The 25,381-nt window shown below is 51.1% G+C and carries 21 protein-coding genes, 1 tRNA gene and 2 rRNA genes (1 of these 24 running past the window's edge); 16 read left to right on the top strand and 8 right to left on the bottom strand.

Annotated features, from left to right (window positions below; all coding sequences use genetic code 11):
* The 4 genes from ACFE33_RS01790 to ACFE33_RS01805 all read left to right on the top strand — a co-directional run.
* A 23S ribosomal RNA gene (locus ACFE33_RS01790) occupies nt 1-2,205 on the top strand (it extends 630 nt beyond the left edge of the window).
* A 138-nt stretch (nt 2,206-2,343) separates the two neighbouring features.
* Nucleotides 2,344-2,458: ribosomal RNA gene (gene rrf / locus ACFE33_RS01795) — 5S ribosomal RNA — on the top strand.
* 95 nt (nt 2,459-2,553) lie between these two features.
* Nucleotides 2,554-2,630, top strand: a tRNA-Met gene (locus ACFE33_RS01800).
* A gap of 165 nt (nt 2,631-2,795) precedes the next feature.
* Entirely contained in the window at nt 2,796-3,257 is a 462-nt protein-coding gene (locus ACFE33_RS01805) for a hypothetical protein (protein WP_380056114.1), read from the top strand.
* 68 nt (nt 3,258-3,325) lie between these two features.
* On the opposite strand, the gene ACFE33_RS01810 is transcribed toward ACFE33_RS01805, so the two are convergent.
* Entirely contained in the window at nt 3,326-4,342 is a 1,017-nt protein-coding gene (locus tag ACFE33_RS01810; RefSeq protein ID WP_380056116.1) for a hypothetical protein, read from the bottom strand.
* A 267-nt stretch (nt 4,343-4,609) separates the two neighbouring features.
* On the opposite strand from ACFE33_RS01810, the gene ACFE33_RS01815 reads away from it, so the two are divergent.
* Complete coding sequence (locus ACFE33_RS01815; RefSeq protein ID WP_380056119.1) at nt 4,610-5,401, top strand: toll/interleukin-1 receptor domain-containing protein; 792 nt, start codon at nt 4,610-4,612, stop codon at nt 5,399-5,401.
* A gap of 64 nt (nt 5,402-5,465) precedes the next feature.
* On the opposite strand, the gene ACFE33_RS01820 is transcribed toward ACFE33_RS01815, so the two are convergent.
* Together ACFE33_RS01820 and ACFE33_RS01825 are read right to left on the bottom strand one after the other, a co-directional pair.
* Nucleotides 5,466-5,954: a hypothetical protein gene (locus ACFE33_RS01820; protein WP_380056122.1), complete on the bottom strand. Its 489-nt coding sequence runs from the start codon at nt 5,952-5,954 to the stop codon at nt 5,466-5,468.
* A 147-nt stretch (nt 5,955-6,101) separates the two neighbouring features.
* Complete coding sequence (locus ACFE33_RS01825) at nt 6,102-6,413, bottom strand: hypothetical protein (protein WP_380056125.1); 312 nt, start codon at nt 6,411-6,413, stop codon at nt 6,102-6,104.
* A gap of 85 nt (nt 6,414-6,498) precedes the next feature.
* On the opposite strand from ACFE33_RS01825, the gene ACFE33_RS01830 reads away from it, so the two are divergent.
* A protein-coding gene (locus ACFE33_RS01830) for an IS3 family transposase (protein ID WP_380052470.1) occupies nt 6,499-7,625 on the top strand; the annotation gives its coding sequence in 2 pieces (ribosomal slippage) (nt 6,499-6,763 and nt 6,763-7,625; 1,128 coding nt in all).
* Between the two features lie 482 nt (nt 7,626-8,107).
* Nucleotides 8,108-8,350, top strand: coding sequence for a helix-turn-helix domain-containing protein (locus ACFE33_RS01835; protein ID WP_380056127.1), 243 nt, complete (start codon nt 8,108-8,110; stop codon nt 8,348-8,350).
* Nucleotides 8,351-8,608: 258 nt separating this feature from the next.
* Here ACFE33_RS01835 and ACFE33_RS01840 read toward each other — a convergent pair whose 3' ends face one another.
* On the bottom strand, nt 8,609-9,295 hold the full coding sequence (locus tag ACFE33_RS01840; RefSeq protein ID WP_380056129.1) for a GntR family transcriptional regulator: 687 nt from the start codon (nt 9,293-9,295) through the stop codon (nt 8,609-8,611).
* Nucleotides 9,296-9,485: 190 nt separating this feature from the next.
* On the opposite strand from ACFE33_RS01840, the gene ACFE33_RS01845 reads away from it, so the two are divergent.
* The 9 genes from ACFE33_RS01845 (at nt 9,486) to ACFE33_RS01885 (ending at nt 21,471) form a co-directional block, all read left to right on the top strand.
* Nucleotides 9,486-10,724 (top strand): mandelate racemase/muconate lactonizing enzyme family protein, encoded by a 1,239-nt coding sequence (locus ACFE33_RS01845; RefSeq protein ID WP_380056131.1) that lies wholly within the window; start codon nt 9,486-9,488, stop codon nt 10,722-10,724.
* 35 nt (nt 10,725-10,759) lie between these two features.
* Nucleotides 10,760-12,688 (top strand): ABC transporter substrate-binding protein, encoded by a 1,929-nt coding sequence (locus tag ACFE33_RS01850; protein ID WP_380056133.1) that lies wholly within the window; start codon nt 10,760-10,762, stop codon nt 12,686-12,688.
* A gap of 124 nt (nt 12,689-12,812) precedes the next feature.
* A complete protein-coding gene (locus ACFE33_RS01855; RefSeq protein ID WP_380056135.1) occupies nt 12,813-13,796 on the top strand; it encodes an ABC transporter permease in 984 nt (327 codons plus the stop codon).
* A complete protein-coding gene (locus ACFE33_RS01860; RefSeq protein WP_380056137.1) occupies nt 13,793-14,932 on the top strand; it encodes an ABC transporter permease in 1,140 nt (379 codons plus the stop codon). Before ACFE33_RS01855 ends, ACFE33_RS01860 begins: the two co-directional genes overlap by 4 nt.
* Nucleotides 14,904-16,682: a dipeptide ABC transporter ATP-binding protein gene (locus ACFE33_RS01865; protein ID WP_380056138.1), complete on the top strand. Its 1,779-nt coding sequence runs from the start codon at nt 14,904-14,906 to the stop codon at nt 16,680-16,682. The genes ACFE33_RS01860 and ACFE33_RS01865 overlap by 29 nt, the downstream gene beginning before the upstream one ends.
* A gap of 300 nt (nt 16,683-16,982) precedes the next feature.
* Complete coding sequence (locus ACFE33_RS01870) at nt 16,983-17,933, top strand: sugar ABC transporter substrate-binding protein (protein ID WP_380056140.1); 951 nt, start codon at nt 16,983-16,985, stop codon at nt 17,931-17,933.
* A 72-nt stretch (nt 17,934-18,005) separates the two neighbouring features.
* Complete coding sequence (locus tag ACFE33_RS01875; protein WP_380056141.1) at nt 18,006-18,950, top strand: ABC transporter permease; 945 nt, start codon at nt 18,006-18,008, stop codon at nt 18,948-18,950.
* A complete protein-coding gene (locus tag ACFE33_RS01880) occupies nt 18,950-20,479 on the top strand; it encodes a sugar ABC transporter ATP-binding protein (RefSeq protein ID WP_380056143.1) in 1,530 nt (509 codons plus the stop codon). The genes ACFE33_RS01875 and ACFE33_RS01880 overlap by 1 nt, the downstream gene beginning before the upstream one ends.
* Nucleotides 20,476-21,471, top strand: coding sequence for an ABC transporter permease (locus ACFE33_RS01885; protein ID WP_380056144.1), 996 nt, complete (start codon nt 20,476-20,478; stop codon nt 21,469-21,471). The genes ACFE33_RS01880 and ACFE33_RS01885 overlap by 4 nt, the downstream gene beginning before the upstream one ends.
* Nucleotides 21,472-21,482: 11 nt before the next feature.
* Here ACFE33_RS01885 and ACFE33_RS01890 read toward each other — a convergent pair whose 3' ends face one another.
* Genes ACFE33_RS01890 through ACFE33_RS01905 form a run of 4 tightly spaced genes read right to left on the bottom strand, consistent with a single transcriptional unit; the run spans nt 21,483 to nt 25,378 of the window.
* Nucleotides 21,483-22,631 carry a CaiB/BaiF CoA transferase family protein gene (locus ACFE33_RS01890; RefSeq protein WP_380056147.1) on the bottom strand — a complete coding sequence of 383 codons (1,149 nt, stop codon included), beginning with the start codon at nt 22,629-22,631 and terminating at the stop codon, nt 21,483-21,485.
* The gene (locus ACFE33_RS01895) at nt 22,628-23,794 is read right to left on the bottom strand and encodes a CaiB/BaiF CoA transferase family protein (protein WP_380056150.1); all 1,167 of its coding nucleotides are present in this window, start codon (nt 23,792-23,794) and stop codon (nt 22,628-22,630) included. Before ACFE33_RS01895 ends, ACFE33_RS01890 begins: the two co-directional genes overlap by 4 nt.
* A gap of 13 nt (nt 23,795-23,807) precedes the next feature.
* Nucleotides 23,808-24,617, bottom strand: coding sequence for an IclR family transcriptional regulator (locus ACFE33_RS01900; protein WP_380056152.1), 810 nt, complete (start codon nt 24,615-24,617; stop codon nt 23,808-23,810).
* The gene (locus ACFE33_RS01905; protein ID WP_380056155.1) at nt 24,614-25,378 is read right to left on the bottom strand and encodes an enoyl-CoA hydratase/isomerase family protein; all 765 of its coding nucleotides are present in this window, start codon (nt 25,376-25,378) and stop codon (nt 24,614-24,616) included. The genes ACFE33_RS01900 and ACFE33_RS01905 overlap by 4 nt, the downstream gene beginning before the upstream one ends.
* Nucleotides 25,379-25,381 lie beyond the last annotated feature (3 nt).

Here is a 25,381-nt window from a genome sequence, read left to right on the forward strand (position 1 = left end):
AAGCCGTTAGGTGTAGGCGCAGCGAAAGCGAGTCTTAATAGGGCGACTGAGTTAGATGCATTAGACCCGAAACCGAGTGATCTAGGCATGACCAGGTTGAAGGTGAGGTAACACTCACTGGAGGACCGAACCCACACCTGTTGAAAAAGGTCGGGATGAGTTGTGCCTAGGGGTGAAAGGCCAATCAAACTCGGAGATAGCTGGTTCTCTGCGAAATCTATTTAGGTAGAGCGTCGGACGAATACTCTCGGGGGTAGAGCACTGAATGGGTAATGGGGACTCACCGTCTTACTGATCCTAATCAAACTCCGAATACCGAGAAGTAATATCCGGCAGACACACAGCGGGTGCTAACGCCCGTTGTGAAAAGGGAAACAACCCTGACCTACAGCTAAGGCCCCTAATTCATGGCTAAGTGGGAAAGCAGGTGGGACGACCAAAACAACCAGGAGGTTGGCTTAGAAGCAGCCATCCTTTAAAGATAGCGTAACAGCTCACTGGTCTAATTAAGTTGTCCTGCGGCGAAGATGTAACGGGGCTCAAGCCATGAGCCGAAGCTTAGGATGCATTTATTGCATGGTAGCAGAGCGTAGTGTGACATAGTTCCCATCCTCTTTAGCTTTCTTCGGAAAGCCTTGGAGGATAAGGAGCTTTCTGTGAAGCCCGGGCGTGAGCCATCGGGTGGAGAGATCACTAGTGAGAATGATGACATGAGTAGCGACAAACAGGGTGAGAGACCCTGTCGCCGAAAGTCCAAGGGTTCCTGCTTAAAGTTAATCTGAGCAGGGTAAGCCGACCCCTAAGGCGAGGCCGAAAGGCGTAGTCGATGGGAACCAGGTTAATATTCCTGGGCCGTGAGGTGGTGACGGATCTCGAAGGTAGTTCATCCTTATTGGATTGAATGGGCTGCTTAGAGGTTCCTGGAAATAGCCCCTCTTTAAGATCGTACCCTAAACCAACACAGGTGGACTGGTAGAGAATACCAAGGCGCTTGAGAGAACCACATTTAAGGAACTCGGCAAAATACCTCCGTAAGTTCGCGAGAAGGAGGCCCGATTAGGACGCAAGTCTTGGTCGGGGGCACAAACCAGGGGGTGGCGACTGTTTACTAAAAACATAGGGCTCTGCGAAGTCGCAAGACGACGTATAGGGTCTGACGCCTGCCCGGTGCCTGAAGGTTAAAAGGAGGAGTGCAAGCTCCGAATTGAAGCCCAGGTAAACGGCGGCCGTAACTATAACGGTCCTAAGGTAGCGAAATTCCTTGTCGGGTAAGTTCCGACCTGCACGAATGGCGTAACGACTTCCCCGCTGTCTCAAATGTGGACTCAGCGAAATTGAATTGCCTGTCAAGATGCAGGCTTCCCGCGGTTAGACGGAAAGACCCCGTGCACCTTCACTACAACTTTACACTGGCATCAGACACAATTTGTGCAGGATAGGTGGTAGGCTTTGAAACCGGAACGCCAGTTTCGGTGGAGCCTCCCTTGAGATACCACCCTAATTCTGTTTGATGTCTAACCGCGGTCCATTATCTGGATCCGGGACCCTGTATGGTGGGTAGTTTGACTGGGGCGGTCGCCTCCTAAAGAGTAACGGAGGCGCGCGAAGGTTGGCTCAGACCGGTCGGAAATCGGTCGTTGAGTGCAATGGCAGAAGCCAGCCTGACTGCGAGACTGACAAGTCGAGCAGAGACGAAAGTCGGTCATAGTGATCCGGTGGTCCCGAGTGGAAGGGCCATCGCTCAACGGATAAAAGGTACGCCGGGGATAACAGGCTGATACTGCCCAAGAGCTCATATCGACGGCAGTGTTTGGCACCTCGATGTCGGCTCATCTCATCCTGGGGCTGGAGCAGGTCCCAAGGGTACGGCTGTTCGCCGTTTAAAGAGGTACGTGAGCTGGGTTTAGAACGTCGTGAGACAGTTCGGTCCCTATCTGCCGTGGGTGTAGGAGATTTGAGAAGAGTTGCCCCTAGTACGAGAGGACCGGGGTGAACGTTCCACTGGTGGACCAGTTGTCATGCCAATGGCAGTGCTGGGTAGCTATGAACGGACAGGATAACCGCTGAAGGCATCTAAGCGGGAAGCCCCCTTCAAAACAAGATCTCCCTGAGGGCCGAGGTAGACCACCTCGTCGATAGGTCAGAGATGTAAGTGCGGTAACGCACTCAGTTGACTGATACTAATTGCCCGATAGGCTTGATTTGATCCAGTAGAAGCGAGACTTCTACAAACCTCACCACCGAACATCTGTTCGGGAACGGATGAGGCGGAAAAATCAAAAGCTGCACTTTTTTAAGTGAAACAAAACAAGATAGTAGCTGAGCGTTGTGTTTCTTTCTCGGTTTGGTGGTCATGGCACAAGTGAAACACCCGATCCCATCCCGAACTCGGCAGTTAAGCACTGTTGCGCCGATGGTACTGCGTCTTAAGGCGTGGGAGAGTAGGTCGCCGCCAAACCTAGTAAGAAACATAACACGTATCTCTCAAACGATACCTCAAGCCCCAGAACAAATATCTCCTGGGGGACGATAAGGGCCTCAAAACCCAAGCGTCGCGGGATGGAGCAGCCCGGTAGCTCGTCAGGCTCATAACCTGAAGGTCGTAGGTTCAAATCCTACTCCCGCAACCAAAAAAATCTGCAGCAATTACAACGCACTACGAACTCCGCTCGCGGGGCTTTTTGCGCTGCCAGTTCCATACGGTGCTACAATGGTGCTACGCTGGAAGCACTGTGGAAGCAGCGGGGCACCGGTGAGATCAATGGTTGTACGGGGCGAATTGTTTGGAGATTTCGTTGGCCAGAAGAATTTTAACTGCCACATTAGGGCCAAGCTTGCCGGCTCTGAGAGTAGATGAGCGGATCGACATACAATGGAAGGAGCTATTCGATGACGGCGGCTACTGGAGTGATACAGTTCAGTTTTTTGATCCGACTTGGGAGCTCACGAGATTTGGCCAAAAAATAAGCCCCGGTGAATCATACGGAATAGTAGATAACGCGGAAGACCGTCGTTGGGTTTTGAGCGCACTTAGGCGCGATGATGGTTCCCCAACGCCACCTTATATAGCGCGGGTCAATGAGGTTGGGTTCGGTGGTCAGAAGAAGCAGAACTTTATCAAGATTGAGTTGCTTACGGGTGTAGACGCAGAATCTTATTCTCGAGCTGTAAATGTCGGAGTTCAGATCAAATTCCTAAAGAGTTACTGGTTGTTAATTTTAGTTGGCTTTTTTGTAGGATACTGGTGGTTTTTTTAGCCCTATCCGAAAACAACGTGCTCTTGGTACTGGGAGCGCTCTCGCCAACGCTATAAACTTGTTCATGATTAACTGTCCGTGTCGTCAGTCATGATCGCATCTGGCATTGTGTTGCGGATGGTCGCTTTTAATGTTTCAAGGGCAGGTTCTAAGTCGTGAGCATCCCACTGGACTCGAAACGAATGTTCTACGTCAAAGTGAGCCTTGTCCAAGTCATTGCTTCTACGTAAATATATTACTGGCTTACCAAGGCCTTCCGCCATACCCGCTTCCCAGTATGCACCGAGGTTACTATGTGTCAGTTCCACTAGCAAAAAACGAGCGGCCTTGATTTGCAACTTCATGCGAGTGTCAATCAAGCCCGACTTTGGTTTATCGTCCACGCGTTCAAGTTCATAACCTGTTTGTGCTACTGCATTTCGTAAACTTGGCAACCATTCATCATCTAGATCTCTTTTTCCAAACGGCATTGCAATAAACGCTTTTCGTCCCACCTTATTGTCCGCCAAAATCCTTTCGTACTCGATCCACCCTGCGACCGTCATTGTCGCCGAGAATGTAATACCTTCGAGGGTTTTGCTTGGTCGAAATTCGATTTGTCCCATTTCGGAAAGATGTTTTGCAAGCCCTACAACTCCTTCTCGAGTTTTGCAGCCAACCTTGAATTGGGTAGGGCCAAATTCGAACGAACGCTCTGGGCCGGGTTCACCTACATGATTACCAATTACGCGCAACAAATTCGCAATTTGAGTTTCGATACTAGGAAAATATGGTTTTTCGGTATGGCGGGTTACTGTTTCGGAGATAAGAAGTGGATCGAGATTATAGCGTTGCTGATCTTGAAGCCAATGCCCGAGTGATGCAGCAAATGGTGTGTTGTTAGGAGCTAAGTCACTATTTGCCGTCTTACCAAAAAGGTTAGCTTGGCTGAGAAATTTTTCTGCCGAAATTTCTAGCAACCTTTCAGCAGTACGTGACACCTTAAAAGTACCGCATCTTTCGCATTCGAAGCGGCAGGTGTCATTAGCACTCGAATGTTTGTCGGCTTCAGACCAGCAAACAGGGCATTTATTTTCAAATCGCATAGTTTTCCTTCGTTACTAGTATAGATGTAAACCATCCCGATATTCGCCCCACAAATTCCATTCAAAACCAAAGTAGATTTTGAAGATGTTTTGGCTCCTCCGGCACAGCGGACATCCGTGCGGCTTGGGGCATTGCAGCAAGTGTAACTTATAGAACATAAAAGCCGAATATGCGTGAACGGATTCCTAAACGCTCTTATTCCTTGATTATACTAGCAAGTTAGGAAAAATACCGACACTCACTCGCAAAACTATTAGGAAATAAAAATGATTTTTTTGAGCCATAATCATGGTGATAAGCCGGTGGTTGAACCAATTGCTTTGCGGTTACGCGATATCTTCGGAGAAGATCAGGTTTTCTATGACAGTTGGTCGATACAGCCAGGTGACGGAGTTATCGATAAGATGAATGGTGGGCTTACAGCACCAAAGTATGTTTTCTTTTTTGTATCGGAGCGAAGTTTACAGAGTCCAATGGTTAAAGTTGAGTGGCAGAACGCGCTACTGAAGGCAACAAAAGGTCAATGTAAACTGATCCCAGTTAAAGTCGGAAACGTGGAGATGCCGCCCATTTTGTTGCAGAATTTATATATAGATATGTTCACTCAAGGCCTTGAAGTTGCTTTGAATCAAATTGTCAGTGTGGTGCAGGGAAAATCTAGCTTTGCACCAGAACATAAAACATTTTCAAATCTGACTTGGACAGTGGCGGAGAAATCACCCGGCGAAATTGAAGTTACAATTTCGGCGTCTCACTTCATGGACCCTATCACGAATTTTATTTTCTTGTCTGAAAATTCGGACGATGAGTTGGATGTCATGCCTACAGGAAGCGGAATGTTTCAAGGCGGCTTTATTGAAAGAAGTAAATTGCAAGGTAGCTCTGGTGCAAAGTTTCCAAATGGGTTTCACATCAAGCTTATGGGTGAAACTATTCAACCAAAATTTCCAATCAGTTTCGCTCTAAAATCGAAGTTTGGAGCATTAGTATCGTTCGAAGGGGTAATGCAATTAAAGGGACAAGGCTATTGGGAGGCAATTCCACGCGCTACCTTCTGAATTCTTATGACTTTGTGGCATCAACCGATGGTCGAGTCACAATTGGTTGCAAAAAAAAATAAATTCAAGACCTCAGTGATATGATCAAGCTAACAACTCCCATGCCTACGGAGGTCAGCGCGAGAACCGCAGGTACCTTGATTAATGGATCGCGCGCAGTGAGATACCAATAGACTGTTTCAAACGGCCCGCACCTCTTGATTTCGAGCAAAGTCGTCTCGCCGACACTCAAACCTAACTCATCTCTTAGGTCATAGTCCATTTTTATGTAATCTGGGCTTTCGTAGTGACCAATTACAGCGGCGTATGCGGCTTTACCCTTGGGAGTTAGAATTCGGACGATTTGGAAGCGTTTAGAGTTGTCTCGTCTTTTGAAGTGTACCAGAACGCGACCAAGTCCAGAATGCTTGTCGGGGCAGGATTTAATTGTAAATTTATGGCACTTTTCATTCTTCACAATAATTCCTGTAAATTTTGATTGGATTTGCATTTTGATTTCGGCTGAAAATAAAGAAATGATATCTATAGGATTTTCTACAGAACCATAGGCCAATTCAAGCTTCTCGGGAAACTAATTAATTCTATCACTGTGAGTTTTGGCAAATCTATCGTCAGCACCGTCAGTATCGTCAGCCGTCCTTAGTTTATGGGGCCTTATCTGTATGATTGGCTGACGATGCTGACGATGCTGACGATCAAATCAGGCATTCTTTAACTCGATGAAGCGTTGCCCGGTGCGGCCTTCGCGGGTTCGGGTGATGGTTATGCCTTGGCGGCGCAGAATCGGATGGACGCGGCGCAATTCGCTGGAGAGCTTATTGGCGCTGCGGGGAAACATCTGCGGATCGTCGGTGAGTTGCGGATAGCTGTTGCGCAGGGTTATTATCAACCCGCTTGCCGTGCCACGCCACGGGCCATGCTCTGTGACTAGAGTAAACACAGCTTCCGCAACAGGGTTACCCTCAAGCGCTGCAGCATCCACCAAAGCGCGGTTGGTGTTATAAGCCTCCATGAACGCGCCTTCAGCCCAGCCAAACGCAGTGGTCCTCCCCCTTTGAAGTGGTCCGCCCCTATAGTTAGGAATCGGAGGATTGAAAATGGGAATTAAGCGACACAAGCCAGAAGAGATTGTCACGAAGTTGCGGCAGGTTGAGGTGCTTTGCGGTCAAGGCATGCCGCGTGTTGATGCAATCCGGCAAGTGCAGATAACTGAACAGACGTTTTATCGTTGGCGCAAACAATATGGCGGAATGGGAACCGACCAACTGAGGGAACTAAAGCGGCTTCAGAAGGAGAATGATCGACTGCGGCGAGCCGTATCTGATCTGACCCTGGACAAGTTGATCCTGTCGGAAGCCGCACGGGGAAACTTCTGAGCCCCTCGCGCCGCCGCGCCTGCATCGATCACATTCGCAATGAGGTGCGGGTGTCTGAGCGGCGGATCTGTCGTGTTTTGGGGCAGAACCGATCCACCCAGAGGCGGTTGCCTGTTGACCGAAGTGACGAAGAACGGCTGGTTGCTGATATGATCGAACTGGCACGTCAGTATGGCCGGTACGGGTATCGCCGGATTGCGGCTCTGCTCAGGGATGCGGGCTGGCAGGTGAACGACAAGCGGGTTGAACGGTTGTGGCGGCGTGAGGGGCTCAAAGTACCCATGAAACAACCCAAGAAGGGGCGGCTCTGGCTAAATGATGGCTCATGTGTCCGGCTGCGGCCAGAGTATCGCAACCACGTCTGGTCGTATGACTTCGTTCATCATCGAACTGATGACGGGAAAGCGTTCCGGACCCTGAACATCTTGGACGAATACAGCCGGGAATGCCTGGCGATCCGGGTGAAGCGGAAGTTGAACTCGACAGAAGTCATCGACGCACTCACGGATCTGTTCATCTTGCGCGGCGTTCCGGCCTACATCAGGTCGGACAACGGCCCGGAGTTCATAGCTCGGGCTGTTCGAGACTGGATTGAGGCGGTTGGAGCCAAAACGGCTTACATTGAGCCTGGCTCGCCGTGGGAGAATGGGTATTGCGAAAGTTTCAATGCCCGGTTCCGCGACGAGTTGCTGAACGGGGAGAGCTTTTACACTCTACGCGAAGCACAGATTATCATCGAAAGCTGGAGGAAACACTACAATACCAAACGACCACACAGTGCTCTGGGCTACCGCCCGCCGGCTCCGGAAACCATCGTCCCGATGGAACTAAGGCCGATCATGCACTAACATTCAAACTGGACTACTTAGGTGGGGCTGATCAGTAGGTCGCGAACCGCATCTTCAAAAAGTTTGCGATTCCCATGGCGGCGGTCAAGGCTCGTAGGTCGGTGGTATGGTGTGGTTATTCTAGTCAATATTTCATTATTTTGGGGGCGCAAGTGTGACGGTAGAAAACCCACGATAAAGACATATGCAGCTCGATCCGCAATGTCATGAAATAGTTTGCCACCTTGCTTCATTGCTGGCGCAAACTCGCCATAGAGCGCTTGGCGATCAATAGGAGGGCATCTATGGCGGGCGATCTGGTCATGTGGGGCGAGCATCGGTGACATAGTTCTGAGTTCCTTCGGCAACATCGATTACAAGTGACAACTACATGGGTAATATCTTTCTACTCGACTAGGTTACATCAAAATAGCGTGTTGTCGAGCGAAAAATGAGACTTATAAGTCGTGGTCTGATTGGTCTCATTTGTCGACTATCCTTAGATGGATATATGTCAAAGAATAGGATGGAACCTTCGACGTTTACGCAAGAGTTGTGGTATGACTCAGGAAGATTTTGCTGCAGAGAGCGGGTTTGATCGAGGTTATATTAGCGGCGTTGAGCGTGGAGTTCGAAATCCATCAGCGCGCGTTCTAGAAAGAATTGCTTCCGCTCTTGGTGTAGATGCAGCTGAGCTGCTCGATCGAGAGAAAGCTAAATTCTTCACTGAAGATGCTCAGAAATAATGGCATACGCACGCGAATTTTGACGCAAGTAATGCTTTCCCCTCCGCGCAAATTATCCAAAGCGGTTCTGGCCTCATTTGGATGAATCGTATTTGCGTGTGGCTCGCTTGAAGTCTAGGAAAATCCTCTCGCTTGGGCTCTTCGTTGTCTTTCTCATCGTCCACCCCTCGGTGGTCACGATGAGCCAGAAACACACTCTTAGCAAATCGCTCTATTTGGACCCATAGGCGCTGACGTCAGACAACAAGCTGCAACATCTTATTGCCTGTAGTTTTTTATTGCAGACCACATTCCAGCTGCTCGCATTTGCTGTGAGAGTTGGTCGAAGGAGCCGCTGACGTGTTTTTGAATTACCTCACGAGCGCGGGCGGCGTCATTTGCTCTGAAGGCCGCAATCAGTTCACCATGTTGTTCGATGATTGTCGCAATACGCGTTGGACTAATGCGTAACCGCGAAGAATGCACCGTCAGGGCCGTACGAAGGCGCTTCCATGTGTTGGCGGCGGCATCATTATAATGGTGATTTGCGATGAGGTAATGAAACTCGGAATCCAATTGGCGCAAGCTATAGAGATCATCGGGATCAAGCGCGATGATCTTCTTGTGGACCACTTCAAGTTGGTCGACGACTTCCGGAAGCGCGTATTCGGCAAACCACTCGACGAAGTACGGCTCAAGCAACTGAAGCACTTCAAAAATGTTCTGAATGGTGTTTGCGTTTGCGGATACAATTACGGCGCCTTTGTTCGGCAGAATCTCGACAAACCCTTCACCCTGCATCCGCCGCAGCACTTCGCGCACAGGACTTGCACTTTGGCCATATTGTTTTGCCAGCGCCGAAACCTTTAGCCGATCTCCGCCCGAGAGCTTTCCCCGAAAGATGTCTTCCAGAATGGTTAAGTAGAGCGACTGCTCTTGATGCTGAAGCGCGTTCGGCTCTGCCATACTGGTCTCCTGATGAATGCGGCTTCATCATTCTAGTACGATTTTTATAATTTAGTAGAGCATTTGTAAAATTAATTCCCCATTATTTTCAATATCTTGAGTTTTTAGTCATACCATATATAAAAAATAGTCGACTATTTTGATTAAATGATAATAGTATGAACCCAATCATGACGATTCGGAGTTATCAATGGCCGACAAAGCGCAGATCGCCACAAAACCAGAAACGGCACAGTTCACAGCGGCACAACTAATTCGGCAAAGTGCGGCGCAGAAGGCCAGAATTGCCGAAATCACACCGTTAATTGCGCGCGTGGGACTGCGGAACCAGCTCTTGGTAAAGGTTACAACCGAAGATGGCCTTGTGGGGTGGGGCGAAAGCGGCATGTCTGGCCGTGAGCAATCTGTGGCCGCTACAATCCAACACTATTCCAGCTTCTTGGTAGGGCAGGACTCCCGCAATATTTCTCGGATCTGGCAGGAAAGCTATCGCAGCCAGTACTTTGAGGGTGGCCGTATTCTGGCGGCTGCAATCTCCGCAATTGATATCGCCTTATATGATCTCTTGGGAAAGCGCCTCGGAGTGCCGGTGTATCAGCTACTCGGTGGCAAACAGCGCGATGTTGTCCCGACGTTTGGGACCTCGATGGGGAAAACGACAGAGCAGCTTCTCAAAGAGATCGGTATGCTCATTGATCAGGGCTGGACATGTGTGCGCACTTATCCCGGTAGCTTTGACGATAGCGAGATTTTCGACCCTCGCGCGTCCCTGAGCAAAACTGCAGAAGAGTTGATCGCGATCCGCGAGGCATACGGCAAGAGCATATGTTTGGGCGTGGATATGCACCATCGCTATACCGTGGCCGAGGCGGCGGACTTCTGCGCAATGATGCCACGTGGGACACTGAATTTTATCGAAGAGCCGATCCGCTCTGAAACTCCCGAGGCCTATGCATCGCTTCGCCGCATGACCGAAATTCCGTTTGCGGTGGGCGAAGAGTTTGCTTCCAAATGGGAGGCCGCGCGTTTTCTTGATGCCGGAATGACCCAATATATGCGTCTGGACATCAGTAATATCGGCGGCTTTACCGAAGCGATGAAGGTCGCGGCCATGAGCGAGCGCCACTACGTCGACGTGATGCCACACAATCCGCTCGGGCCGGTCTGTACGGCGGCGAGCGTTCATATGTCAGCGGCGATCCCGAACTTTAGCTGGCTGGAAACACGTCAGACAGTTGTTGAAAATCTCGGGTATCACGACGCATCCCTGTTCCCAAAGCAGATCAAAATGAACGGTCCTGACTACTTGCTACCTGATGAGCCCGGCTTGGGCATCGAGGTCAACGAAGACGCGCTGCGCAAGCAGGTCGCGACACATGTAGAAGGACCTCATCTCAGAAGGCCCGACGGGTCGGTCACTAACTGGTGAACTAAAAGACTAACCATTCAATAGAGGAGGACAGAATGGGACTACACTTGAAGATGAAAGGGCTACTTGCAACGTCCGTTGCGGGCCTATGTCTTGCGGGGGCAGCCTTTGGCGCGGACTATAAAGAGGCGCCGATGCTTGCCGAGCAAGTTGCCGCCGGCACTTTGCCAGAGGTCCAGGATCGCCTTCCCACCGAACCGATGGTTCTTGAAACACTAGACTCCATTGGTGAATATGGCGGCACATTGCGCCGCGCCATATTGGGAGGCGGGGATCAGCACAACATCGTACGGCTGATCTCGAATGAGAATCTCGTGCGTTGGAGTGCCGACTGGAGCACTGTGCACCCGAATATCGCAGAGAGCTATGAGGTCTCTGAGGATGCAACAACCTTTACTTTCAAGCTGCGCGAAGGAATGAAATGGTCGGACGGCGAACCGTTTACCGTTGACGACATCATGTTCTGGAGCGAAGTCTTTAACGATGATCGCCTGACGCAATCACAGCACCCGAACTTTGTTGGTCCGAGCGGTCCGGTAGAAGTCACCAAAATTGACGAGACGACTGTCGAGTTTAAGTTCGCCGAGCCAAACGGCCTGTTCCTGCAAAACATGGCGTATGGCTATGGCTACTACGTGGTGAACTATCCTGCGCATTATCTGAAGCAATTCCACGCGGACTATAACCCCGACGTTCAAGCGTTGGTTGATGCCGAGCCTGCTGCCGCTGATTGGATGGCGTTGTTCAACCTGAAATCCGGCCCGATGCATACGCCGATTTTCTGGCAAAACGTCGACCGCCCAACATTGCACCCATGGCATTTGACGACTGCCTATGGCGCTTCTGATCGCGTCGTTGCGGAACGGAATCCTTACTACTTCAAGGTAGATTCCGAAGGCCAGCAATTGCCCTATATCGACCGCGTGACTTGGGATCAGGTTGAAGATCCTGAAAGTATCCTGTTGAAAGCATTCAACGGCGAGATCGACTATATGGCGCGCCATATCGGGCGTGCATCCAACCTTGCATCTCTGACCGACAACAAAGAGCGAGGACAGTACGATTTCTACCAAGTGGGCGATATCACCGCGAGCCAAGCGGCTTTGATGCTGAATCTCAATAATAGCGACCCTGTTAAGCGCGAGATCGTAAACACATTCGAGTTCCGCAAAGCGCTTAGTCATGCGGTGGACCGTCAGGAAATCATCGACCTCGTATATCTAGGTGTTGGCAATCCGGTGCAGACTTCACCGCATCCGTTGTCGCCTTTGTATAACGAGGAGTGGTCTACGCAGCACACAGAGTTCGATCCCGAACTGGCAAATGAGTTGTTGGACGGTATTGGTCTTGATCAACGCGACTCCGACGGGTTCCGTTTGGGGCCGGACGGCAACCGCTTTACTTTGGTGTTCTTGGTCGCTGATGTGTTTGGCTTCCAGTACCCTGATGTTATGGAAATCGTTGCGGAGCAGGCCGCCGAGGTTGGATTGGATATTCAGGTACGCGCCACTGACCGCTCACGCCTGAATGAGCTGACCCAGAATGCCGAGCACGATGGCTATATCTGGAATTGTCCGGGCGGTTTGGTTGATGCCTACACCAACCCCGATTGTTACTTGCCGCGTCCGGCGATCATTCACTTTGCTCCGGAATGGGCGAAATGGGGTGTAAACCCAAGCACAGGCGAGGAACCTCCGGCAGATATCAAAGCACTGTTTGAGGCCTACAAAGGTGTAACTGCTTCTGCTGATCCTGCTGCACAGGAAGAAGCGCTCAAGAAACTGATCGACCAAGCAGCAGGGCAACTCCTGACGATTGGCCTGCGACAAGTGGATGGGGCCTTCGGGATCGCGCGGAACAATTTGCGCAATTACCCTGACCCAATGCCCATCGCTGGACAGCTTTGGACACCGGCGCCATACACTGCGCAATACTATTTCGAAGGTGGCGACAACCTGAAATAAGTCGTCCCTCGAACGGGTCATGTCTGCTTCTCTCTTAAGCTGGCATGATTTAGCACCGGTGGAGTCGCCGTATTTGTCCTCCGCGGCGGCGGCTCCACAATTAGATTGATTAAGGCCCGAACCAATGCTCAGTTTCGTTTATCGCCGATTGCTCTACATGATCCCGACCGTGTTCTTGGTCTCGATCGTGACGTTTGCTATCATCCAACTTCCTCCCGGAGACTATCTGGACACGCTCGCTGCAGAACTCAGCGATTCCGGCGGTTTGGACGCGGGTACCCAGCAGGCGCTGCGCGATCAATACGGACTGGGGCAGCCGATGTATGTTCAATACTACAAATGGATGAAGGGCATCCTGCTGCACGGAAATTTCGGAATTTCCTTCGAGAAGAACCTACCCGTAAATGACTTGATTTGGGATCGTCTCGGGTGGACCTTCGGGATTTCCTTGATGACACTGGCATTTATCTGGGCAACTGCGCTCCCGATTGGGATCTATTCTGCCGTCAAGAAATACTCGGCAGGGGATTATATCGCGACATTCTTTGGATTCATCGGGCTTGCAATCCCGAATTTCCTGCTGGCGCTGGTTATGATGTATGTATCCTTCAAGTATTTCGGGCAAAGTGTTGGTGGATTAGTCAGTCCAGAATACATCGATCAACCGTGGTCCCTCGAGAAGTTCGGCAATCTGATGTCGCGTATATGGATGCCGATCGTTGTTGTTGGCACATCCGGCGCTGCTGCCCTGATCCGTATTATGCGCGCAAACCTTCTAGATGAACTTTACCGACCTTATGTTGTGACCGCTCGCGCAAAAGGGATGAGCGAATTTCAACTGCTCATGAAGTATCCAGTTCGCGTCGCGTTGAACCCGTTTATTTCAACCATCGGTTGGATTTTGCCCACTCTCGTGTCCGGCGAGATTATTGTAGCAGTGGTGATGAACCTACCCACCACGGGTCCGCTCTTGCTGCGCGCGCTATTGGTGCAGGATATGTATCTTGCTGGTTCGCTTATCTTTATTGTCTCCATCCTAACCGTTCTGGGCACCTTGTTGTCGGATGTTTTGTTGGCGTGGATTGACCCAAGGATCCGTTATCAATGACAACACTCGCAACAAATTCACCCATAGTGGACGAAACCGAGGCCCCGAACGTGCTTGGCCCTTGGGCGCTGATGTGGCGCAAGTTCAAACGCCATAAGGTCGCCTACGTGAGCCTTTGGCTTGTTGGACTTATCTATCTAATGGCAATTCTCGGGCCTTTTCTGGCACCGGGAGACGCAGCCGATACCAATCGTCGCGCCATTTTCCAGCCGCCTCAGGGTGTTCATTTCATTGTCGAGGACGCAGAGGGCAACCGTAGCTTCCAACTACACGCCAAGAAAATGGCGATGCAAATAGATAGCGCCACGATGCGCCGTACCTACGAGCCCGACCCAGAAAAAATCATCCCTTTGGGCTTTTTCGTACGTGGTGCCGAATATGAGTTTTGGGGCATGATAAAGTCGGATCGGCATCTGTTTGGCCCTGTAAATCCAAAAGATCGCGTGTATTTCCTCGGCGCGGACCGTCTTGGGCGTGATATGATGAGCCGGATCATCATAGGCACCAAAGTATCAATGTCGATTGGCCTTGTAGGGGTTGTGGTATCGTTGATCGTGGGCGTTACACTCGGCGGAATATCCGGTTTTTACGGCGGCTTGGTGGACAACCTGATCCAACGCTTGATCGAGTTCCTGCGCTCAATACCGACCATTCCACTCTGGATGGGGCTGGCAGCTGCCATTCCTTTGGGTTGGCCCCCTTTGCGGACCTACTTTGTCGTGACCCTGATTGTGTCAATGATCGGCTGGACCTCGTTGGCGCGAGAAGTGCGTGGGAAATTCCTCGCGATGCGCGGCGAAGATTTCATTATCGCCGCACGCCTTGACGGGCTTACCGACTGGGAGGTGATCCGCAAGCATATGGTGCCGAACTTCTCCAGCCACATTATCGCATCCCTGACGTTGGCAATACCGTTGATGATCATGGCCGAAACATCGCTTAGCTTCTTGGGCATAGGTTTGCAGCCCCCGATCATATCTTGGGGAACCCTGCTGAAAGAGGCTCAAAACATCCGCTCCATCGTCGAGGCCCCTTGGTTGCTCATTGCGCCTGGTTCGATGATAGTTCTTGCCGTGCTGGCACTTAACTTCCTAGGGGACGGCCTCCGTGACGCCGCAGATCCAAATGCTCATTGATCCGAAAACCACAATCGAACAGCCGCTGGTTCAAATACGCGGATTGAAAACGCAATTCTTCACCGAAGATGGAGTCGTCACGGCCGTGGACGGGGTCGACCTGGACGTAATGGCAAACCGAACTTTGGTCGTGTTGGGGCAGAGTGGCTCGGGCAAATCAATTATGGCGCGCTCCATACTGCGCATCGTCGACAAGCCGGGGAAAATCACGCAAGGCTCTATCGTTTATAACCACGCAGACGGAAGATCTATTGACCTTGCCAAAATGCGAGCGGGCGCCCCTGAGGTGCGCGAAATTCGTGGTGGCGATATTTCGATGATCTTCCAAGAGCCGATGTCCTCGCTGGGTCCGATCACCAAAATCGGCAAGCAGATCGTCGAAACGATCATGCTGCATCGAAATGTCTCCAAGGTTGAAGCAAAAGAAATCGCGATTGATTTGCTTGATCGCGTTGGGATTCCTCGTCCAGCAGAACGATTCGAGGCTTATCCCTTTGAACTGTCAGGTGGAATGCGTCAGCGCGCAATGATTGCAATGGCGCTATCGTGCGAGCCGCGTCTGTTGATCGCAGATGAACCAAGCACAGCACTTGATGTGACCACGCAAGCCCAAATTCTGGACCTGATCGCGGAATTGAAAGAAGAACGCCAAATGGGCGTGATGCTTATCACCCACGATATGGGTGTGGCCGCTCAGGTCGCCGAGGATATCGTCGTCATGTATCATGGCAAGATCGTTGAGAAAAACGACGTATACTCGATCTTTGAATCTCCCAAGCATCCCTATACGCGCGCGCTTTTGGCCTCGGTGCCAAAACTCGGCGGTCAACGTGTGCAGCGCCTGCCGGATATTCATGAACTACTGAAAAACCCGGAGAACCCACCAGAGTTGATCCCCGCAAAACCGCGCCCCCCAGCAGGAGAGCCAATCGTTAAGGTGCGTAACCTGAGTATCGAATTTCCCGTTGGGGGCGGAATGTTTAGCAAGCCGTCTGGAACGATCAAAGCGGTGAACAACGTGTCGTTCGACGTTCTGCGTGGTGAAACGTTCGGAATTGTCGGCGAGAGCGGTTCGGGTAAATCGACGCTAAGTCGCGCAATTATGGGCATTCTCCCGCCTACGTCCGGAGATATTGAATTCTTGCGGCAGGATAAGCCCGCAGCGAATATCGCGAAGGCGAACAAGCATGAAATGCGTGAGATTTGGCGCGATATGCGGATGGTATTTCAAGACCCGCAATCGTCCCTAAATCCGCGCTTGCGGGTTATTGATCTGATCGGTCAATGTATCGAAAAGGCAGAGGGCCTGGGACGCAAAGAGCTCACCGACCGTGTGGCGAAACTTCTCTCGCAGGTTGGGTTGAGCCCTGAATATCTATTGCGTCATCCGAATGCATTCTCGGGTGGCCAACGTCAGCGCCTTGGCGTTGCGCGCGCATTGGCGACACGGCCTGAGCTGGTAATCGCAGACGAAGCGGTATCCGCGTTGGATGTGCCCATTCAGGCGCAGGTCTTGAACCTATTGCAGGACCTTCAGGAAGAATTTGCTCTGACGTATATCTTTATCTCGCATGATCTCGCAGTGGTGGATCATATCTGTGATCGCGTTGCGGTTATGTATAAGGGCGAAATGGTTGAGTTGCTGACCCGTGAAGAACTAGCAGCAGGGCCAAAGCACCCGTACACTAAGTCTTTGCTGTCAGCAGTGCCTATTCCTGATCCACATCAGCGTCATCGAGAACGCGCCTAAGGTCGAGCAGATTCACTTGCGCTAATGAATGCCGAGTCCGAAAATCAGCTAGGGGCGTGGTAAAATTCGGATCTGCAACTTGGTACTAGTATCCATCTCAGTTTCCCGAACGGGCGGCGCGTCGGCAACAATGAGTGGGATGGTACGAAGACTAATGTTCCGAGTGCTAGTTTTGTACGACCAAATTCTCCTTGCAAGTTTAAAAGTAATTTGCAAATGTGAAAGTGCCTGAATGCGAATGGGCGTGAATTTGGACGGCATGAGGCTCGTTTACGGTCGAATGCTTTGGGAGAGAGAAACATGAAGAAACTACTAGCAGCGGCGGCGGCTGTCGCGATTACCGCAGTGAGCAGCGCTTATGCAGATGGAATCAAAATTGGTTTATCCGTCGACCAACTCTTTGAGAGTCGCGTCGCAGTAAACAACGGTATTAAGGCAGAGGCCGAAGATCGTGGTTTTGAAATCTTAGAAGTTGTGGCGGATGGTGACGCACAACAGCAAAACGCCCAGATTCAGTCACTGATTACGCAGGAGGTTGATGCGATTCTCGTGTGCGCTGTGGATCAGAACACGATTGAACGTGCTCTTCTTGCCGCAAAGAAGGCGGGCATCCCCGTCGTAGCCTACGACCGCGACCTACCCGATAGTCGAGTCGTTCAAGCCTTTGTTGGTCCTGATTCCACCTTTGACGGTCGTTTGGCCGGCGAATACACTGCCGAGGCATTGAAAGATGTCGAAGGTGAAATCACCATTGTTGAACTTATTGGCGCCCTAAATGACCAGAATGGTATCGATCGTTCGAAAGGTTTCCGTGAAGGCATAGCCAAGTTGGACAACGTTAAACTAATTGAAGTTCCGACAGATTGGGACTCTGCGCGCGCGCTTTCTGGCACACAGAATGCTTTTCAAGCTAATTCAGATGTAAAGGCAGTGTTTGCAGCAACCGATACTCACATTCCTGCAGTAGAAACGGTGCTATCGGATTCAGGCAAGTTGGTGCCAGTTGGAGAAGAGGGCCACGTGGTTGTGACGGGTGTGAACGGCTCTAACGACGGTTATCAAGCGGTTGTGAAAGGTGTCGCCGACGGATTTGTAGTAATGGGCACTGAGGCAACAGGTCGCAAGGCGGTTTCGCTTGTAGCTGACATTTTGGACGGTAAAGAAGTCGACCGCACGAACGTTATCCCCGGGGATTTTTACACTGGCGCCGATGCTGAGGCCAACAAGGCCATGATCTGGGGCGCAAAATAGCGCACCACATTTGAAATAGACAAAGCGCGCCGATCTCGGCGCGCTTTCTTATTATCAAGAGTTTGAATAATCATGCAACTTCGAGGCGTCACCGCGTTCAAGACTTTCCCTGCCATACCAATTGTACTTGTACTGGCGGCTAGTTTTTCACTTATTTCTCCGTACTTCGCCACAGCGGGCAACATGGAGGCTATGCTAGGTGTAAACGCGGTTGTGCTGATCGCGGCGATTGGGATGACGTTTGTCTTCTTGGCGGGAGGCATTGATCTATCCATATCCACGGTCATCAGCGCAAGTGCCGTGCTGGCGGGATTGGTTATGGCCCAGACAGATAGCATCGCGATGGGTGTCGCTACAGCGATCGCCGTAGGTACAGGCTTTGGCTTGTTGAACGGCGTGATGATCGGTTATTTCCGGCTCACACCATTTATTACAACAATGGCGACACAACTGATTGCACGCGGGCTTGCATTTGTAATGAGCCAAGGGATCGCAGTTAAGGGGACGCCGTTCGCGTTGCTGGACTTCGGTTTTGTCGTTTGGATGGGTGTTCCCGCGGTTACCCTAGTTGGGATGGCATTATGCGCGCTAAGCGCGATTGCGTTGCGCCAAACCAGTTGGGGGCGACATGTTATGCTTGTCGGTGCCAATCGCGACGCTGCGCGTTACGCTGGTATCAATACTGCTTGGACTGAGTGCTCTGTATATCTGTTGTCGGGGGTACTGGCTGGAGTTGCTGGCTTCATCTCAATTGCGAACTTAGGAAACGCCATTCCAGGAGTGGGCGATACGTTGTTGCTGATCATTATCGGCGCGGTCGTTTTGGGCGGTACAAGTATGACCGGTGGCGAAGGGTCGATCGAGCGGACCGTTTTGGGCGTGGCTCTTTTGGCGGTACTGACCAATGGGCTGAACTTGATTGGAATCCCATTTTATGACCAACTTATCATTCAAGGCGTTCTGATATTTGCAGGTACTTGGCTTGCGATGACGTTTAGCAACAAGAGGAACCGCTGATGCAGCAAAATCATCAGTTTACGGAGGTTCAGCCTGTCCTGTCTGTGCGAAACCTGTCGAAATCGTTCTCGGGGCGTACGGTTGTAAACAATGTAACGTTTGATCTGCGCCCGGGCGAGGCGCTCGCCCTTGTCGGTGAAAATGGCGCAGGAAAAACGACCACGAAAAACATGCTTTGTGGCCTGCTGGAACCCGGCGAAGGCACAATCTTGGTGCGCGGGAAAGAAGTGCCAGGCCCGGAACGCGCAGCGCACGGTGTGTCTGCAGTTCATCAGGAGCTTTCGCTTTTTGGTTCTCTTACCGTTGCAGAGAACATCTGTATTTCCGATTTGCCCGGTAAAGCGGCCCGAATTGACTGGCGTGAGACCAACAAAGTTGCTCAGCAGCAACTCGACATACTGGGGATGTCCATTGATCCAAGTGACTTGGTTGAAACGTTAGGGGCGGGGCATCAGCAAGTTGTTGAAATTGCCAAGGCACTACTTCACGCTAATCGAGTGCTGATACTTGACGAGCCCACTACATCGTTGACGGTTCTTGAGCGAGAAAAACTGTTCGAAATTGTGGACTCCCTTAAGGCACAAGGATTGGCGATAGTATTCATATCTCACTTCATGGAAGAGATATATCGACTATGCGACACCTTCATAGTCCTTCGAGACGGTCACCAGGTCGGTCATGGAAAACTTAATGAAGTATCGCAGCGCAATCTTGAAGAAATGATGGTTGGACGGGCACTTCAGGATGCTCAACTGGAACTTGCCGATAGGCAATCAGACGAAGTCCTGCGCGTAAAGAGCCTCAATTCTCCTGATTTCGATGATATCAATTTTAGCCTGAAAAAAGGTGAGATCCTTGGGATATCGGGATTGATGGGGGCAGGGCGGACCGAGCTTGCAGAGGCGATTTTTGGGCTGCGGCCAAGTCGCGGCAGTGTTCAGATAATGGGGCGAGAAATGTCGCCGACTTCGATTAAGGACATGAAAAAGGCAGGCGTGTGCTATGTTCCCGAAGATCGTCGTCGTCATGGTATGTTTCTTAACCGTCCCGTTCGCGAAAACCTGTCCGCATCGGCTCTTGCAGAATTCGTTAAGCGTACCGTCAAAGGTATAGGGTTTCGCGGTGAGCGACTTAAGGCTAATAGCGTAGTCGATGAGATGTCCATTTCGGTTCCGCATGTGGAAAGCCAGATCGGAGATCTATCTGGTGGGAATCAGCAGAAAGTCCTGTTGGGGCGTTGGCTAGCGATGAACCCGGATATCTTGATTTTTGATGAGCCAACCAAGGGTGTGGATATCGGTGCGAAATTCGACATCCATCAATCTATCATTGATCTCGCCGAAAGTGGCCGCTCCGTGATCATCGTGTCGTCTGACTTACCGGAGTTGCTGCATACGACGCATCGAATGCTGGTAATGCGCAAGGGGCGGATCGCCGGTTCGTTTGAGCGCGCAGAATATGACCCCGTAAAAATTATCTCGCTCGCCGCAAGCGAAGGTTTGCCCCACGAACTAGGAGACAAGGTATGAGTTCGCAAAGTTTCGCGAAGCTGTTTCGCCAAAAATGGATGGCGATTTTCGCGGCGACGGTTTGTTTGTCTGCTGTATTGACCGCAGTTTCACCGGTGTTCTTGACGCTGTCAAACATGCAGTCAGTTCTCGTGCAGGCGAGCGTGACGGCGATCATGGCAATTGGGATGACTTACATTATCCTCACAGCAGGCATTGATATCTCCGTTGGAGCGATACTTTTCTTTACCTCCGCTCTTTTTGCACAGCTGATGCTTGAGACCGACAGTTATGTCCTGTCGTTTGTTGTGGCCATGATATGTGCAAGTGCGCTCGGTGCGCTGAACGGAATTCTCATAATTAAGTTTCGGATATCACCGCTCATTACCACATTGGCGACATACTCAATATATCGCGGTGCGGCGATTCATTTAACTGGGGCGCAAAATATTCCCGTGCCACGTGAAATGGGGTTTTTGGGAAACGGGCGGATTCTTGGTATTCCCGTTCCAATTCTCATCTTGCTACTGGTGGTTATTGCTGGTGTTTACATCCTCAATCACACACGCTTTGGCGTCTATATACGGGCTTTGGGGAACTCCGAACGCTCCGCGCATGAAACAAACCTGCCGACGAACAAAATTACCGTTTTAGCATATGGCATTAGCGGAATGCTCACGGGGATCGCTGCGTTGGTATTGCTGGCACGCGTCGGAGGGCTTCAGTCAGGAATCGGTATCGGTATAGAATTTACGGTGATTGCGGCGGTTATTCTGGGTGGGACCAAACTAACCGGAGGTTCCGGTACAGTTATCGGGTCCGTTATTGGTGCTGTGTTCCTCGTCTTGATTGATAATGGTTTGAATCTGATGAATGCCTCACCTTATATTTACGACATCGTTCGCGGTGGTGTGCTTTTGGCAGCGGTTTCCGTGGATAGATATTCGCAGCATCGGCAAAAGAGCAATCTGGCCCGACAAAAGACCGAGCGACTGCGCGCGGCTATAGCGTAACCATACCCATATTAAATTAGCCCGATTTCGCGACGAATGGCCTGACCGTGCTGATCAAGGGTTGGGCCAATGCGATCAATCTGACGCCTATTGCCGTCAATGCAGTAGGGCGCATTAATCATAGTTAGACTTCCCTTCGCTTCGCGGACATGGGCAAGCATATCCGATACTGGCGGCGTGCTACCCTTAATGACTTCGTTCCAGTTCAAAACCTTTGCACACCAGACGCCATGAGAGCCCAGATATTCTTCCCAAGAGGTGGCAGAACGCTTAAGAAAGATATGTTGTAAATGTGAAAAGATTGCCGCTCTTTGTGTAAACTCACCATTTACTTCGTTTGCGGCTACGGTGAGTTCGGGAGCGTCGAGCAGGCCTGCCAATTTGGCGAGGGGAGTCATTGCAAGCGCGAGATGGCCGCTTTGTGTCTCATAGACACCATAGGGCGCCGCCAGATATCCGTGCGCGGAACCCTTTTCGGCGCGGACGGGGGGTGATTCACCATTGTTTAAGTAAGTTGTGAGAAATTCAAACTGTAGATCAAGTAAAGCTTCCAGCAGACTAGTTTGAACCTTGGCGCCTTGACCTGTCCGCGCGTGGCGAAATAGCGCCCCTAGCACCCCTTGAACAAGGGCGGCTCCCGCTGTGATGTCTGCAATCGGTAAGCCAATTGGCACTGGGCCTTGATCCGCGTTGCCAGTCAGCCACATGATGCCAGAACGCGCCTGCGCCAACAGATCCTGGCCAGGGAGATTGGCCCACTCCCCTGTTTCGCCATATCCAGAAATAGATCCATAGACGATATCAGGCTTTAATTCGCGCACGGCATCGTATCCAAGACCAAGGCGCTCGATAACACCAGGTCGGAAGTTTTGGATCACAACGTCAGCTCTTAGGATCAAACGCTTTGCTGCGTCCAGGCCGGTGCTGGATTTCAAGTCGAGTGATATACTTTCTTTGCCGCGATTAATAGCATGAAAAAGCGTAGAATCGCTGCCCACAACGGTTTGAGAAAGATAAAGGTGGCGGCATAGGTCGCCTTTATCAGGGTTCTCGACTTTGATCACTCGGGCGCCCATATCCAAGAGCTTTAGCGAAGCATAAGGACCTGCGAGAAACTGGCTGAAATCAACAACCGTTATCCCTTGGAGTGGGGCCGTCATTGAACAGCGGAGGCTAACGACTGCAGCACGTCCTGGGTGTCTGCACCGAGAGCCGGAGCACCCGCAGAGTTCGTCAATTGTGCACCATCAATACGGATCGGGCAGCGGGTTGTTCGCGCTGTTTCGCCGGAGCGGGCTTGAATTACTTGAATAGGTTCAAGTGCTTTGAACCCTTCGCTCGTCACAAACTCTGGCCAGTCCAAAACCGGAGCGCACCAGATGCCCGCAGGCTCGAGGATCGAGAGCCAATCTTGCGTCGGTTTTGTCGCAAATATTTGCGAGACGATTTCCTTGATTTCATCCAGATGCGAGAATGCCTGATCCTGTTCGAATTCATTGATTTCCGGCGCTTCAAGAACTTCGGAAACTGTTGCAAGTGGTGTCATTGCGAACGCGAGATATCCATCCGCTGTTCTGTATATCCCGTATGGCGCAGGCTGATATGGATTCGCATTACCTATCGCGTGACGCCTCGGTTGTTGCTGATCATCATTAAGGAAGCAGGTAAATTGCTCAAAGGTCATATCAATCGCCGAGGACAATAAATCGACTTCCACGACTCCGCCTTCGCCAGAAATACCTCGCCTAACGAGACATGCGAGGATTCCTTGCACTAGATTTCCTGCTGTCGCGACATCAAGCATTGCATAGCCAGTCGGAACAGGGCCGTCATCCGCATTCCCGTTTAGCCATGCGATTCCCGAAAGTGATTGTACGAGCAAATCTTGCCCGGGCTTCCCGACCCATGGTCCGCTGGTGCCATAGCCTGAAACCGCTCCATAAACCAATTTCGGGTTCAGTTCCTTTACGGTTTCATAGCCAAGGCCGATGCGTTCCATAACGCCGGGGCGAAAATTGTGAATCATCACATCGGCGGTTCTTATGAGTTCACGTACCTGCGCAAGATCGGCAGATTTCTTTAGGTCAGCCGCAATACTCTTCTTGCCGCGGTTAAAAGTATGAAACACTAGGCTCTCGCCATCTAGTCGCTGATCGTTAACGACCATAGAGCGGCAAAGGTCTCCTCCCTGTGGGCGTTCGACCTTGATGACTTCAGCGCCTAAGTCCGCTAGCCGTAAGGCGGCTACCGGACCCGCAAGGAACTGCGCGAAGTCCAGTACGCGTAGCCCCTTGAGTGGAAGATTTAGTGATGTCTTGGTCATAGTGATCCCTTAGTTATACTGTAAGCGCGGCCTCAAACGGGCTAACTTCCAATTGAAATCCCAAGGATTTTGAAAGCTCTAGCGCAGAGATGCGAATTGTGGCGAGCGTTTCTTCGGCTGTCGCTGTCGCGCTTGTTTGACCGATAAACCCCGAAGTAATTGCGGCAGCAACGCCACGGCTGTCAAAAACCGGGACACAGAGGTTGCGCACCCCAGTTATCATGGTGCTGGCGACATCCTCAAATCCATTCTTATAGATTTGGTTCAGGCGCTCTCTTAGTGCGCTGCGCTCTTGGGACGGTTGCCGCGCAATATAGCGTTCCTGAATATCCTTCGAAGAAAACGCGAGAATTACGTGTCCAGAACTGGTTTGATTCACAGGAAATAGCGCGCCGGTACGTACACCATAGCCAGCGGGAAGGGGGCTCTGCACCGATGTGAGCACAAGGATATTTTCACGGTTCAGGACACCCAAATGGCACGACTGTCTGGTGCGAGCAGCTATTCGTTCCAACATTGGTAATGCCGAATGGATCAAGCGCTCGGTCGGGTCATGCTGATGCGACAATTCAAAAAGGCGCAAGGTCAGCGAATATCGGTTAGATTCCGCGTCCTGCGATAGATATCCGCGCTCAGTCATATAAACAACAACGCGGTAGATTTCCCCCATTGTTCGGCCAAGAGAATCGACGATCTCGTTCATTGTCAGCCCATTTGGGGATGCGGCCAGTAGCTCCAGTACGTCCAGAGCTTTTTCGACAGCAGGAACCGTGGATTTGACTTTCTTGGGATCGCTGTTTGATAGTTCTTGCTTCTTGCTCATTCATCTCGCCCTTCTAAGAGAGATTTGAGCTTAGCGTGTTCTATCTTTGCAAAACAGAGTGACATAAGTTCATTTTCGTTTCGCAAACCTTGTTCTAGGCTTAGGTCCATCGCTCCGCGCACTGCAGCCTTCACAGCCTGCGTCGCGACCGTAGAGTTTGATGAGATCATCTGTGCGACTTCGCGCGCGCGCGCAAGTTCGTCGCCCGGTTCTACAAGATACTCGACCATTCCAATGCGCTCTGCTTCGTCTGCAGAAAAGCGTTCTCCGCTCAGGAGGAGTTTCATTGCCTGTCCGTAGCCACAAAGAGCCGTTAAGTGGTGTGCAGCTCCGCCTGCGCCGTTCCAGCCCAGTTGCACTTCAGGTGCGGAAAATACGGCAGATTTTGCCACTACGCGCAGATCACATGCCAGCGCGATCTCAAGTCCCCCGCCGAGGGCCCAACCTTTGACGGCAGCAATCGCGGGCTTGCGCAAGGACAATATAGGCGGGATATAATCGAACCGATTGCGCCAAGCCCAAAAATCTTCGTAACCATCAAGCGCTTTGGTGTCTGATCCAGCGCAAAACGCTCGTTCACCGGCGCCTCGAAAGATTACAGTATGTACAGATTGAATTTCGTTTGCCTCGGCACAGCACTTGGCGATCTGACGATACATTTCCGGCGTCAACGCATTGTGCTTTTGCGGACGATCGAGAATGATTTCAGCGATATTACCACTGGTTTCAATCCGTACACATCCGTCGTTTGAATTAGTCATTGG

The sequence above is a fragment of the Falsihalocynthiibacter sp. SS001 genome, from assembly GCF_042445055.1.
Lineage (GTDB): Bacteria > Pseudomonadota > Alphaproteobacteria > Rhodobacterales > Rhodobacteraceae > Falsihalocynthiibacter.